Raw genomic sequence first — 13,974 nt, 5'->3', positions numbered from 1 at the left:
GCTCTTTTAATCAGTCGGTTTTGGCCACTTTCATTAACGCTGATATACCCCGTTCCAGCGCCTCGCGATCCTCCGGGGACAGCGCGTCAAGCATACGGTTGGCACGTTCCCGGACTTTTGGCTCCAAATGCTGAAACTGGCGAAATCCTTCGGGCGTGCAACGATAGACCCGGATTCTACGATCCTCGTCTGAGGTCTCACGACGGATCAGCCCCTTTTCATCCAGGCGTTTGGCCGCCCGGCTGACCTGTACTTTGTCCAATGTTGTGCGCCGTGCGAGGTCAAGAGACGTCACGCTTGCTGCGTTCGCCAGCAGAAACAGCAATCGCCATTCCTCTCGCGAGAGACCCAGTTCGCGCTCGTAGACGTCTGTCAGGTTTCTTGAGAACGCTTCAGACGCCACAGCCAATCGGTATGGAAAAAATTCATCGAGTTGCATACATCGCGTAGAATAAGCCAATATCGTTTCACCTGCAACGATATGATCGTTTCACACTCGTTCATCTATACAAAACGCGTAGCGTCAATCACCAATAGCTTGCATCAAATCCCATTTCGGAGTGCGCGATTCCGTGTGCATTGGTTGCTTACGCCAAGCTCTTTTTTAGACTTGCGGAAAAAAGCATGGTGAAGTGTTGCGTAACCGACGCCCGCTCCGCCTCAAAACAGGACTGGCCGGCCTCGGTCAGGTTCAGATGGCGCGAGCTTCGTATGACGAGATTGACGCCCAGATCCACTTCCAACAATTGCAACTGCTTGCTGACGAAAGCTTTGCTTATGCGCAAGCGTTTTGCCGTAGCGGTTTCCCTAAACCACCGAAGCGGTCGCATCTGTACTCCGGCAGCTTTTCTGATTTCGCTGATAATGTGGCATTCAGTAAAAGGTATCTTGATCTTTATGATGTGCGCTAGAGAACCCAGACAACCCACGAAAAATTGACGTAGCGCGTTTATGGGAGGATCCAACCACCGCGACGCGGCGGCGCCAGAGCGCATCCCCTTTATCATGCGTGGGGAAACCTAGGACTTCGATATTCTAGGGATCTGGCGAACGGGTTTGAGCGAGGCGCTGAGCCATTCCTCACCCACTTGCGTGATCGGGCCCATTGTTTGCGACTTAAACCCATCAGACAGATCCAGCTGTTGCTGGTCTCCACTTTTTCAAACCCGAATTGTCCCTTCGACTCACGCTCTGGCCGACCACAACAGAACCAATAACTATGGCTGCTCCTATAGACTGAGTGAGGCTAAGCGTTTGTCCCAAGTATACCCAGCCGAGCACGACAGCTGTAACAGGACTCATCATGCCGAGCATCGAGACTGCACTGGGGTCCAGGCGCGCTATGCCACGAAACCAAAGAGCATAGGTTGCTGCAGCACCAATCAACCCAAGCCAAATCAGGCCGGTGACATTTGACGCGCTGAGCGCAGGTAGAGGCGGCTCAAGAAACAGTGCGACTGGCAGCAGTATCAAACCACCGGCTGTTAATTGCCACGCAGTGAAACTCAGCGCAGAGACCGGAGGTTGCCATTTCCGGCTGAGAACAGTGCCAGCAGCCATTGACGCGGCTCCTCCCAAACCCGCTGCTACACCGATCCAATCAAGTTGTGCTTCTGGTCCGATCAGCAGCAGAGACACACCTATTACGCCAGTCGCAGCGGCGCCAAGTGCACCAAGTCGAATTGGGGTTCCCAGCCATCCCCACGCCATCAAAATCACGATCATTGCTTGCAACGATCCTAGGGTGGCGGCCACACCACCAGGTAACCTATACGCAGCAACGAAGAGGAGCACCCAGAACAGAGCGAAATTGAGGCTGCCTAAGACGAAAGTTCGACCAAGCCATTCGCGTGGTGGAACGCAGCGCGTCACTGCAAGCAACAACAAGCCAGCAGGCAGGGCGCGTAGCGCAGCCAGGGTAATCGGATAGCCAGCCGGGAGCGCTTCCGTAGTTACCAGATAAGTGCTTCCCCATACCGCTGGGGCGAGTGAAGTGAGAAGAATATCGGTTGAGCGTGACATTGTATGTCTCCTGGCTGAGCGCGTTTGAGAATTTGAGTGAGACGTCAGAGGCGCGCGGGTTACGCTGCTTCCGCTTGCAGGTTTGATCCAGCGAGGCACGCTGTAATCCTTGCAACATGAGCACCTTGGAACCGCGCTCCGGCTAGGTCAGTTTCGGTAGGCGTGCGGGAACCATCAGCACCGGCGATCGTTCCGGCACCATATGGTGCGCCGCCAATGATTTCTTCTGATGTAGTCTGGCCAGCAAATGTGTAGGGCATTCCGGCAATCAGCATCCCAAAGTGTTGAAGCGGGACTTGCGTCGTCAGAAGGGTGGCCTCATGCCCACCGTGTTGCGAACCTGTTGATGCAAAAACCGCTCCGACCTTACCAACCAGTGCGTTCCTGGCCCAAAGCCCTCCGGCCTGGTCAAGGAAGGACTTCATTTGGCCTGCCATCATGCCAAATCGGGTCGGTGTTCCTAAAATTATTGCATCATAGTTTTCCAGATCTGCCGGCAAGGCGATAGCCGTATCATCCACGACATAGCCAGCCTGCTGGCGAACTTCTTCAGGGACGGTTTCGGGCACACGCCGAACGTCAACTTCGGTGCCGGGAACACTTCTGGCGCCTTCAGCTTCTGCATCGGCCAATGCGCGGACGTGGCCATAGCTTGAATAGTAGAGAACGAGAATACGTGACATAGGATACCTCTCAGGGCTGTGACTTGTTCCCTGAGAGAATGGAATTTGTTGCGCCGCCAATTAAGTCGCGCTCTTTGAAATCACTCTTTACCTGTATTGAACAATGTCACGACCTGAGAGCCAGGCGCAGATGATCAAGAAAGGCTGTGACCTTGGCGTCCATTCCCAAGCGAGATGCTGTAATGGCGAATACTTCTGGCGCGGGCAATTCGTGGTCAGGAAGAACTCTCACCAAGGCTCCGCTGGCTTCGGGAGCATCAGAAACGAACTCGGGCAGTGTTCCGATACCTTGCCCCGCTATCAGCAGATCCCGCAAAACGAGGCTGTTGCCGACCCGCACGCGCGGATCAAGTTCCAATGATGTGACGCCGTTGGCGGCCGAGAGCTTCCAGCTCGTCAAATGATCGGCCAGCAAAAAGCCGATGATTGCGTGGTTTTTCAGATCCGCCGGCTGGGTCGGCGTCCCGCATCGCTCCAAATAGTCTGGAGACGCAAATATTCTTTGCCGCATCATGCCGATCCGTCGGGCAACAAGTGCCGAATCCGGCATGGCAGCACGGATACGTATCGATAGATCGAACCCGCCCTCGACCATATCGATCACCTTGTCGTCCATCGAAAGAGTAAATCGCAGATCAGGATAGGTTTCCAAGAACTCTGGAAGCATCGGTGCGATAACGGTTTGGCCAAAGGAACTTGACGCATTCACCCGAAGGTGCCCACGCATCGCTTTTGAACCTTCCCTAATGGTCTGTTCCGTTTTTTCGACCGCGTCGAGAATTCCAACTGCATCTTCGTAATAAAGACTGCCGGTGTCAGTCAGTGACATGGATCGCGTCGTTCTGGTGAGGAGGACGGTTCCCAGACTTTCTTCCAGTAGCTTGATTTCTCTGCTGAGAAGCGCGGGAGAAACACCAAGGTCTTCCGCCGCACGGGCAAAACTACCGCGTTCAACGATACGGCGAAAAGCTTGCATGACTGACAGTTTGTCCAACTCCAGGCCCCCGAGCAGATTTTTTTTGAGCCGCCCAGTTGGGCGTAACGAACTGCAAGTTATACGACTGCGTCACTGGTGCGAAGGGGCGGCACACCTGTGTTGCTGGTGTTGATTTCCGGACGGTTGCCAGAAAACAATCGTCGCTCTATTTTCGGCGAGGCTAGGAGTAAGGCGCAATGGCAAAATCTAAGAATCCGCTTACACCGAAAAGTGTTCCAAGCCGGTCGAGCAATGAAAACTCGGATCGCCTCGTCAATAGCAAAGCTAAACTATTGAGCGACGCTGCTAGTGAGCCAACTCGGCAGGAAAGACTTAGGGCGATTGCAGAAGATGCGGAAAGACGTCTCAAAGGTTCAATGAAGCTTCTCTCTTGAAGTCGCCATACAAAAGTTCTGTTAAATATAAGCGCAAATCGGGTGCCGCCCCGGAGCACTCCTCCCTACGATCACCTCTTCTCTCTAGCACGCAGTTACCTTGGCAATTCTTACACTTGGTTGTCGCTCTCTAAGGCGCTGTTGCATGTTGGTGCTATCTATCGTGATTGCGATCTAGTTGCATCTATTCCCTGTCAGGATCACTTCCATTGCGCACGTCCCGGAGGAACTACAATCAGGCGCGCTCATTCATTGTTAGGACGTCTTTCTGGTCACACATGGCTCCTACCTCCCGAAGATAGTCTTGATCGCCGTCGCTGACCGACTGGTCAGCCGAGGATCTGTGTTGTTAGAGGCCTTGCAAATTGCTTTCAGCCAGCCAAGTTCATTCGACGTGACGAGTTCTCCGAACACCTCGACAACTGCCTCGGCTGCGGTCAGGCCGATCGACTGCTCAATTGCGAGGCGCATAAGGTAGGCGGCGTCGCATTCCAAGGCTTTCGCCAAAGCCGGGACGCGATCCAATGCCACCTTGGAACTACCCTGCTTGATCATCGTGATCATGTTCGGATTGACGTATCCCACCTGCGCCGCGATCTCGGCTTGGCTCTTGGTAGGTTTCAGTTCGAGCACCCTCCGTTCGACATACGTCGCCATCCGGGTGTCTCCATACGGTCTATTTGTCATCGCTATCCTCTCAGAAGTGATGCAGCACGCGCTGCATGTCTTTGATATAGCGACGATGAGAATGGGAAATTGCGGAGGGAAAAAATCAATCAACTAAAATGTTTAGCTGATTGGCAACAACTCATTCTAACTGGGTCCATCTATCCAGGCGGAAAAACAGAGGTCTTTTTTACTGTTCCATAGACAAAGCTGGTATCGATCGAGGCTATCCCGCCTATCGGATGAATTCGGTGACGAATAAACTCCTCGTAGGCCTCGAGATCCGATACCAAAACCCGCAATTGGTAGTCCATTGCCCCGGTCAGCACGTGGCATTCAAGAACTTCATCGATCATCCGAACGCGTTTCTCGAAGTTCTGAACGTCCGTTTCGTTGTGTCGCTCTAACCTGATACGCACGAAGACGGTAATAGACATCCCATACGCGGCAGCGTCTACGTCGGCGCTGTATCCCTTTATCACTCCGTTGGCTTCAAGGTTTTTGACCCGGCGCAAACACGGTGAGGGAGACAGGTTCACCTCGTCAGCAAGATCCTGGTTCGTCATGCGCCCGTCCCGCTGTAGCGCTCGAATGATCTGCCTATCCTTAGCGTCCATTTAACCCTCTTTCTTAGCAGAATATGCCAAAATCATGACTTGGGCTGGTATATTCCGCAACCAATAGCTCAAAGTAAAGGCGTAATCTGGCTCCAACATGAATCAGGAGCTTGCAATGACTCATTCAACCGGATTTGCCACCCGCGCCATTCACCACGCTTATGACCCTCTGGAAAATGACGGCGCGCTTACGCCACCCCTGCATTTGACGTCCACGTTTACCTTTGAAACGGCAGAAGCAGGTGGCGAGATGTTCGCAGGTGAGCGTGAAGGTCATATCTACAGCCGCATTTCGAACCCCACATGCGACCTTCTTGAACAACGTATTGCCGTGCTTGAGGGGGCCGAGGCCGGGCTAGCTCTCTCAAGCGGTATGGGGGCGATCACGGCAGTGCTCTGGACACTGCTGTCGCCAGGTGACGAAGTCATCGTGGACAAAACGCTCTATGGCTGCACCTTCGCCTTTATGCGCCACGGTTTGGCAAAATGGGGTGTCACGATCACACATGTCGACATGACAGACCCGGAGAACCTGAGAGCGGCCATTTCTGACAAAACCCGCGTTGTCTATTTCGAAACTCCGGCCAATCCGAACATGCGCTTGGTGGACATCTCCGCAAGCGCCGCAATTGCGCATTCGGTCGGTGCAACAGTCGTCGTCGACAACACTTATGCCAGCCCGTATCTGACCCGCCCGATCGAGCACGGCGCAGATATCGTTCTACACTCCGCTACCAAATATCTCGGCGGGCATGGCGATGTGGTTGCCGGCTTGGTTGTAGGAACCGCCGAACAGATCGCTGAGATCCGCCTTGTCGGGATGAAGGATATGACCGGCGCGGTAATGGCCCCTTTCAACGCGATGCTGATCCTGCGTGGGCTGAAAACACTGAACCTGCGTCTGGATCGTCACTGCGCGTCCGCCAAGGTCGTCGCGGACTTCCTCAAAGCACATCCGGCCGTCGGCGAGGTTTATTTCCCTGGTCTTGAGAGTTTCGCCCAGCATGATGTCGCGCAGCGCCAGATGTCTCGACCCGGCGCGATGATCGCTTTTGAAATCAAGTCCGGTCTTACAGGTGGGGTTGAGTTCATGAACCGCCTGAACATGATTCAACGCGCAGTGTCCTTGGGCGACGCGGAAACATTGATCCAGCACCCCGCATCCATGACGCATTCGACGTATACCCCGGAAGAGCGGGCCGAGCATGGGATCAGCGACGGCCTGATCCGTCTGTCCGTCGGGCTGGAGGATGTCGAAGATATCCTTGCAGACCTGGAGCAAGCTTTACCCTACCCTGCCCGCAGCGCCGCCTGAACCCGGAGACCACCATGCACATTGATCCCACCCAACTGAAGATCGTCGAACAGCGCCTGCTGTGGTTGTCTCATTGGATGATCCACCATGCCAACCATGTCCGACCAAAAGTGGATGGGATCAAAATCGGTGGCCATCAGGCTTCGTCTGCTTCGATGGTATCGATCATGACCGCGCTCTATTTCTCGGCCCTGCGTTCAGAAGACCGGGTTGCGGTCAAACCCCATGCCTCGCCAGTTTATCACGCGATGCAGTATCTCATGGGCAATCAAACGCGCGAGAAGATGGAGAATTTCCGCGGATTCGGGGGTGTGCAAAGTTATCCCAGCCGGACCAAGGATATTGACGATGTTGATTTCTCGACCGGGTCGGTGGGTCTGGGTGTCGCGATCACCTCGTTTGCCTCGATCATTCAAGACTACATCAAGGCCAAAAGCTGGGGTTCAGACGCGCCAATCGGTCGTATGGTGGCCCTGGTAGGCGATGCCGAGCTGGATGAAGGCAACATTTATGAGGCGTTGCAGGAAGGCTGGAAAAACGACTTGCGCAACACGTGGTGGATCATCGATTACAACCGACAGTCGCTGGACGGTATCGTCCGGGAAGGACTGTTCGAACGGATTGAAAAAATCTTCGATGCATTCAGTTGGGATGTCGTCCGCGTAAAATACGGAGTTCTTCAACGCGCGGCCTTTGAAGAGCCCGGCGGCAACCGCCTGCGTAATTGGATCGACGCTTGCCCCAACCAGGACTACTCGGCGTTGACTTTTATGGGCGGTGCGAATTGGCGACAGCGTCTCATGGACGATCTGGGGGATCAGGGGGATGTGACTGCCTTGATTGAAAGGCGGACGGATGCAGAGCTTGCAGCCCTTATGGAGAACCTCGGCGGCAACTGCGTCGAGACCATGGCCCAGACATTTGCCGCCATCGATCATGATCGCCCGACATGCTTCCTGGCCTACACCGTCAAAGGATGGGGCACACCCATTGCAGGCCACAAGGACAATCACGGCGGGCTGATGAACAATAGCCAGTTCGCCGTGTGGCAGTCGCATATGGGTGTGCCAGAAGGCGAAGAATGGGAGCCACTTGCGACGGTGCAAGACCCAGACGCGCTCAAGAGTTTTCTGGCCAGCACCCCGTTCTTTGCCAAAGGTCCGCGCCGCTATTTTGATGACAAGCTGGATGTGCCGACAATCGGGATCGACACCAGTCGCGAAATCTCGACACAGATGGCGTTTGGCAAGATTCTTGACAATCTATCAAAGGGCGACAGCCCATTGGCTGAACGCATAGTGACAACCTCCCCAGATGTGACAGGCACGACAAACCTTGGTCCTTGGGTGAACAGGCGCAAGCTATTTGCCCGATCCGAACAATCCGACGCCTTTATAGAACACCGAATCCCTTCGACGGCGAAATGGGAATTCACTCCGGAAGGGCAGCATATCGAGCTTGGTATCGCCGAAATGAACCTCATGTTGCTTCTGGGAGCAGCGGGACTGTCGCATTCCCTGTTCGGTAAGCGGCTAATCCCAATTGGCACCGTCTATGATCCATTTGTCAGCCGCGGCCTCGATGCGCTGAATTACGCCTGTTATCAGGACGCGCGTTTCATGCTGGTTGGCACACCTTCGGGCGTCACACTCGCCCCCGAAGGTGGAGCACACCAATCCGTTGGAACACCGCTCATCGGTATGAGCCAAGACGGTTTGGCCGCTTTTGAACCCGCCTTTGCCGACGAGCTGGCGGTGATTATGGAATGGGCCTTCGACTACCTGCAGCGCGATGGCGAAGGACAGCCCGACGAGCGCACATGGCTGCGCGATGAAACTGGAGGTTCTGTTTACCTGCGCCTGACCACCAACCCGATTGAACAGCCCGGCAAACGTGTCGACGACGAGTTCCGCCAAGGTGCCATTGATGGGGCCTATTGGTTGCGAAAACCCGGGCCCAATTGCGAAGTTGTAGTCGCCTATCAAGGAGCAGTCGCGCCGGAGGCAATCAAGGCTGCCGGTATGATTGGTGAAGGCCGTCGCGACATAGGTGTATTGGCCGTGACATCCGCAGATCGCCTGAATGCCGGATGGACCGCCGCTCAACGAGCGCGTTCTCGCGGCAACCAAGCGGCGCGCTCCCACATCGAAACCCTGATGTCCGACCTTCCGCCACACTGCAAGCTCGTCACCGTTATCGATGGTCATCCTGCAACTCTATCCTGGCTCGGGGCAGTGCTTGGACATCAGACTATCCCAATGGGTGTCGAGCATTTTGGTCAGACCGGAACAATCGGCGATCTATATCGCCACCACTGCATTGACGCAGAAGCAATCTTGGAGAAAGTGAACGGCCTGACTAATGGCAAAGCTCTTCACCGTGCATAAGTGGGCTGGATCTGGGCAATAATGTAGAGAACAAACTAGCACTGAACATACACCACGATAACTAGCGGACCATGTAGACAGTGCTCTGAGGTTCAATGAACTTGCCGAACCTAAACTTGGCTGGTTTGATTGGCGATAACGCCTGGAAAACAGGGCTCCTTTGACTAAAAATCAATAACTTGGCCCTCTGCACCGGTCTTGGGGAGGCCGGGGTCGGAGGTTCGAATCCTCTCACTCCGAACAATATCACCTAACTGTCAAATGCAGAGATATTTTGCCTTTTGACCAATTAACTTACCTTTTCGCCAACTAAAGTTGCCCCCGGTTGCCTGAAGTGTTGCCTGTTCAAGCCTTAATTTTGAACGAACGGCTCCTAACGCGGCATTCAGCCATGCCACAATATGCTGCAATGCGGCCCGTCGAACCTGCCATTCGCTGCGGGTACAACATCGCTTATTCTCATCAGCAGCGGTGCGCAAAACAAGGTTCTTGCCGTGCAGCTCTCTGCAGCACGTGTTTGGAACTAGTGCCCTGCAACAAGAGGCCGCCGCTCCTAGTTTTTTGATAATCGATTGACGGCACTCACGCGGCCACACCAAAATGGAAGGCACAGTCAGATACCTTGGCGTGGATCTTGAGGATGCCTTGGTCATTGCCGAAGCCATAGAAATCTAACACTTCTGGGCCTCCTTAGTCGGACAGCCCAAAGTCGACCTTGAGCGCGATGTTCGAGTGCTGCGGTTGCATCTCGCATTACTGCCGTTCGCTGCGCCCTCCACGAAAAGGTAGCGCGCGCTACTTTATTTCCCGCCACTCATCCTTCGCAGCGGTTTTGCCTATCCTTTAAAAGCTGTTGTATTTTTTGAGGACCTTTAATCGAGACAATGTAACCAAAGACGCCCATTCTGGGCCTTCAAAATACACCCGCTGCCGCCCGAAAACTCAGTCACGTATGAGTTGAAATACAGGGCTCAGACACGTCCAAATCCAAATCTGAACGACCGACCGAAGGTCAATTGAACCAGGCACCGAGACAGATATGTGTAGATGTGGTAATGCTTTAGCATCGTTCTAGTACCCACGAGATCGAATTGATTGGTCGGGAAGCACCTATGGCGCATTTGTTCAAAGCTTTTCTTGGAATTGTCATCTGCGCAGTGGCATTGATCGTTCTTTTCTTCTGGTTGTGGGCCGTCCCCAGTGTCGAGAACCACCCGATTGCAACCGATGCTGAAACCATCGCACGGGGGGAATATTTAACCGCTGCCGGAGATTGCACGTCTTGCCACACCACCGAGGGCGGAGCTGCGTTCGCAGGCGGACTTAAACTTGATACCCCGTTCGGTGGCATTTATTCCGCCAACATCACCCCGTCGGATGAGGGCATCAAAGGCATAAGCTCAGCCGAATTCTACCAAGTCCTCGCTTATGGCTCTTACAAGACTTTTCAGCCGCTCTATCCTGCAATGCCCTATCCATCATACCACTTGGTGACGCGCCAAGATTCCGATGCGATGCTTGCCTATTTGATGACCCAGACGCCAGTCGGCAAAAGCGTTCCAAAAAACGAATTGAGCTTTCCCTTTAATATTCGGCAGCTTGTGCTTTTTTGGAATGTACTCTTTGCGAAACGGGGCGTTTACGAACCGGACACGTCCCGAGATGCGGTTTGGAACCGTGGTGCCTATCTGGTCGAAGGACTGGGCCATTGCGGTGCCTGCCACACGCCACATAACACCTTTGGCGCCGCCGAGCATAGCCGGGCGTTGGCTGGGGCACCGCTTGCAGACTATGAAGCACCCGATATTCGGCCCAAGGCTCTGAAACAGCGCGGCTGGACTGCTGAATATCTGACCGAATTCTTCAAAACGGGTAAAGGACCCAAAGGGACCGCATTCAAGGAAATGTATCTGGTGGTGGAGAATTCATTGTCGCAGTTGACCGATGAAGATCGGATCGCGATGGCAACCTATCTTCTGGATCTGCCATCAGCCCCAAGGGTCAACGACAACGTCGCTTCGGCCGATGCTGGGGGCGAGACTGCAGCTTCATTTCCCGAGGGGCGGGCCTTGTATTTGAACAATTGTTCGATGTGCCATGGCCCGCGCGGCAAGGGCGTGAAAGATGGGGCACCGCCATTGGCAGGCAACTCTACGCTCGCGCAGCTTGGGGGCCGCAACATGCTTTACGCAATCGCTAACGGTTTTCCCGATCCCAGATCTGTTCCCAACTCCAGCCCGATGCCTGCCTTCAAGGATCGTATGACACCGACGCAAATCGCGGAGTTGGCCAATTTCCTACGGCACACTTTTGCGGCTGGAACACCAGACCTGCCCAAATTTACCGAGACCGACATTGAGGCAATTTTGAAATAGGTGGCACCGGCCCAGAAGGGAAAAGTGGTATTTGACATGAGTGATGATCAAGACAAGCAGGCCAAAAGCTATACCAACGTCACACGGCGCAGCATGCTGACGGGCGGTGTCGGTGTGGCCACCGGCACGGCGGCCACTTTGGTCGCCGGTCTTGGAGCCGAAGGGGCAGCGGCGGGTCCTTTGCAACGCCCCTGGGCGACCGAGTTGGGTGATCCGGTCGGTACAAATCCCTATGGCCACCCGTCCTCGTTCGAAAGGACGGTGATCCGTCGCCCGACACCGTCCGAGTATGCACCAAAGGGTTACGTTCCGCCCATGAACGAATCCTCTTGGACCGGCACGCCGCTTCAGGATTTGCGCGGGATCATCACCCCCAACGGGCTGTTCTATGAACGATCCCACGGCGGCTATGCAGACATGGACCCGGCCAAGCACAAAGTGGTCATTCACGGGCTTGTCGACCGCAATCTTGAACTCAGCATGGAGGATCTGCGCCGCTTTCCCACCGTCACCACGTTCAGATTTCTCGAATGCTCGGGTAACAGCGATCTGATCTGGGGCAAAGCAACCTATGGCGGGCAGGAAACGTCTCCATATTTGACCGCACAGGATATTCACGGCCTGCTCAGCTGTGCGGAATGGACTGGCGTTCGACTGTCCGACCTTTTGCGTGAGGCAGGGGCTGATACTGAAAGGGCCAAGTGGCTGATCGTCGAAGGCGCAGATTCCGGCGCGTTAGCGCGCAGCTTGCCGATGGCTCGGGCGCTGGACGATTGCATCCTCGCCTTTGCACAAAACGGTGAAATGCTGCGCCCGGAACAGGGGTATCCGGTACGGCTTCTGGTTCCGGGGTGCGAAGGCAATCTGAACATCAAATGGGTGCAGCGGATTGAGGTGACGGACCAACCCCTGTTTGCCACCTTCGAAACCGCTCAATACACCGATCTGCAAAAGTCCGGCAAAGCGAGGATATCCTCGCTGGTGATGGAGGCCAAATCGATCATCACCTTCCCGTCGGGCGGTCAGTCCCTGCCGGAAAAAGGGTTCTACCAGATCCGAGGCATCGCTTGGTCTGGGCGCGGGAAGATTTCACATGTGGATGTGTCACTGGATGGCGGGCGCAATTGGACCCCGGCGCAACTGACAGAGCCGGTGATGTCAAAATGCCTGACCGAATTCACCATGCCTTGGAAATGGGACGGGCGTGAGACGCTGTTGATGAGCCGTGCCACTGACGAAACCGGCTATACGCAGCCTTTCGTTCAGCAACTCGTCGAAGCACGCGGCAAGTTTTCATCCTACCACAACAACGGCATTCAGACGTGGCGGATCGAAAGCAATGGCGAGGTGTATAATGCGCAGGGCTAACCTGGTTTTCTTTGCCGTTCTATTGCTAACAGCCTCTGGGTCTGCCGTTGCACAGACTGCCGACTGCGGTGATCGCCCCTTGTGTCTTGGGCAGACAATCTCCGACGCCGATCTGGAGGTTTGGTCCCTTAACGTTTTCCCCGATGGAACCGGGCTTCCCGATGGAACGGGCAATGCTGAAGAGGGTCAGCAAATTTATAGGGACAAATGCTCGGCCTGCCATGGCGAAAAAGGCGTTGGGGTGAAGGTTCTGCTGGATCGCGGAGCATTTCCCACCCTTGTCGGGTCGACGCCGCCTTTGACCGATACCGAACAACAGCCTGCGCAAACAGTGGGCAGCTACTGGCCGTATGCCACGACTTTCTTTGATTACGTTCGCCGTGCCATGCCCTTTGCAACGGCCCATTCACTAAGCAATGACGAAGTCTATGCCGTCACCGCGCATATCCTGGTGTTGAACGACATCCTACCTGCCGGAGCAAACCTGGATCGAGACAGTCTGATGCAGGTGACAATGCCCAACGTCGATGGATTCATTTGCGACGCACGCCCAGATGTGTACGCCCCCCGATGCATGTCAAATTGTTCGGTACCTGGCGATGCTGGCGAATTGATCGGATCTGGCGAGGACTATGGCATACCAGTTCCTGTAACGGATTGCATGGTTCGATAGTGGTCGGCAGAGGGTTTTTACCAGACTATTGACGCTCTGGAGGTTGGCCCGCGCACAACCCGCTTGTGAAACTGGTGGCGTTGGTTGCGGTGTGCTCTGTCAGTATATTGCTGGCACAGCACGACGCTGCTCTTTTGTACCCGGTGCTTTTGTCCGCTGCCGCAGGGCTTCTCTGGGCAATCCAGAATAGGATGAACAAGGCGAACATTCGAAGCAGCCCGCGTAGTATGAGCTGTCGAAAATCACCTAGAAGGCTTCCTGATGTGACGTAGGCCGACACAAATTGGACCCGGTTGTTGTGCCGGGTCTTCTTTTACTTCAGCCCTGCCGCATCAGAATCTAGAGGCTCGCGGCAATGTGCCACAATGAACGTTTTGCACAGCGGTCATCGAATGTATCACGGCCAATGGCCGTTTTGTCCGCAGTGCAGCCAAAAAGTTTCCAACAATTGAACGGCTGCATTGTAGTTGGCTTGTCAAGAATTGCGGATCACTATC

The 13,974-nt window shown here is 54.7% G+C and carries 12 protein-coding genes and 1 pseudogene; 6 read left to right on the top strand and 7 right to left on the bottom strand.

From position 1 onward, the window contains the following. Positions 1 to 10: 10 nt before the first annotated feature. The 7 genes from AB1A64_RS01755 to AB1A64_RS01725 form a co-directional block, all read right to left on the bottom strand. Complete coding sequence (locus tag AB1A64_RS01755) at positions 11 to 439, bottom strand: MarR family transcriptional regulator (RefSeq protein WP_366549822.1); 429 nt, start codon at positions 437 to 439, stop codon at positions 11 to 13. 148 nt (positions 440 to 587) lie between these two features. Continuing rightward, complete coding sequence (locus tag AB1A64_RS01750; protein ID WP_366549821.1) at positions 588 to 995, bottom strand: LysR family transcriptional regulator; 408 nt, start codon at positions 993 to 995, stop codon at positions 588 to 590. A gap of 130 nt (positions 996 to 1,125) precedes the next feature. After that, entirely contained in the window at positions 1,126 to 2,022 is an 897-nt protein-coding gene (locus tag AB1A64_RS01745; protein WP_366549820.1) for an EamA family transporter, read from the bottom strand. A 59-nt stretch (positions 2,023 to 2,081) separates the two neighbouring features. Further along, complete coding sequence (wrbA, locus tag AB1A64_RS01740; protein ID WP_366549819.1) at positions 2,082 to 2,705, bottom strand: NAD(P)H:quinone oxidoreductase; 624 nt, start codon at positions 2,703 to 2,705, stop codon at positions 2,082 to 2,084. A gap of 106 nt (positions 2,706 to 2,811) precedes the next feature. Then, entirely contained in the window at positions 2,812 to 3,699 is an 888-nt protein-coding gene (locus tag AB1A64_RS01735; protein WP_366549818.1) for a LysR family transcriptional regulator, read from the bottom strand. A gap of 662 nt (positions 3,700 to 4,361) precedes the next feature. Then, positions 4,362 to 4,733: a helix-turn-helix transcriptional regulator gene (locus AB1A64_RS01730; protein WP_366549817.1), complete on the bottom strand. Its 372-nt coding sequence runs from the start codon at positions 4,731 to 4,733 to the stop codon at positions 4,362 to 4,364. 170 nt (positions 4,734 to 4,903) lie between these two features. Then, positions 4,904 to 5,359: an Lrp/AsnC family transcriptional regulator gene (locus AB1A64_RS01725; protein WP_366549816.1), complete on the bottom strand. Its 456-nt coding sequence runs from the start codon at positions 5,357 to 5,359 to the stop codon at positions 4,904 to 4,906. Positions 5,360 to 5,474: 115 nt separating this feature from the next. Between AB1A64_RS01725 and AB1A64_RS01720 the strand changes: the two genes are divergently transcribed. The 6 genes and pseudogenes from AB1A64_RS01720 to AB1A64_RS01695 all read left to right on the top strand — a co-directional run bounded on the left by AB1A64_RS01720 (position 5,475) and on the right by AB1A64_RS01695 (position 13,477). Next, on the top strand, positions 5,475 to 6,674 hold the full coding sequence (locus AB1A64_RS01720; RefSeq protein WP_366549815.1) for a methionine gamma-lyase: 1,200 nt from the start codon (positions 5,475 to 5,477) through the stop codon (positions 6,672 to 6,674). 14 nt (positions 6,675 to 6,688) lie between these two features. Next, on the top strand, positions 6,689 to 9,061 hold the full coding sequence (locus AB1A64_RS01715) for a transketolase (RefSeq protein ID WP_366549814.1): 2,373 nt from the start codon (positions 6,689 to 6,691) through the stop codon (positions 9,059 to 9,061). A gap of 588 nt (positions 9,062 to 9,649) precedes the next feature. Then, positions 9,650 to 9,736, top strand: a pseudogene (locus AB1A64_RS01710) (integrase); the annotation flags it as partial. Positions 9,737 to 10,173: 437 nt separating this feature from the next. Further along, the gene (locus AB1A64_RS01705; protein ID WP_366549813.1) at positions 10,174 to 11,436 is read left to right on the top strand and encodes a cytochrome c; all 1,263 of its coding nucleotides are present in this window, start codon (positions 10,174 to 10,176) and stop codon (positions 11,434 to 11,436) included. Positions 11,437 to 11,472: 36 nt separating this feature from the next. After that, positions 11,473 to 12,804 carry a sulfite dehydrogenase gene (soxC, locus tag AB1A64_RS01700; protein WP_366549812.1) on the top strand — a complete coding sequence of 444 codons (1,332 nt, stop codon included), beginning with the start codon at positions 11,473 to 11,475 and terminating at the stop codon, positions 12,802 to 12,804. After that, positions 12,791 to 13,477: a cytochrome c gene (locus tag AB1A64_RS01695; protein WP_366549811.1), complete on the top strand. Its 687-nt coding sequence runs from the start codon at positions 12,791 to 12,793 to the stop codon at positions 13,475 to 13,477. Before soxC ends, AB1A64_RS01695 begins: the two co-directional genes overlap by 14 nt. The last annotated feature ends 497 nt before the right edge of the window (positions 13,478 to 13,974 follow it).

The sequence above is a fragment of the Ruegeria sp. ANG10 genome (assembly GCF_040705255.1).
GTDB lineage: Bacteria > Pseudomonadota > Alphaproteobacteria > Rhodobacterales > Rhodobacteraceae > Ruegeria.
Note: the sequence above shows the minus strand (reverse complement) of the source record. Positions and strands in the feature narration are given on the sequence as shown.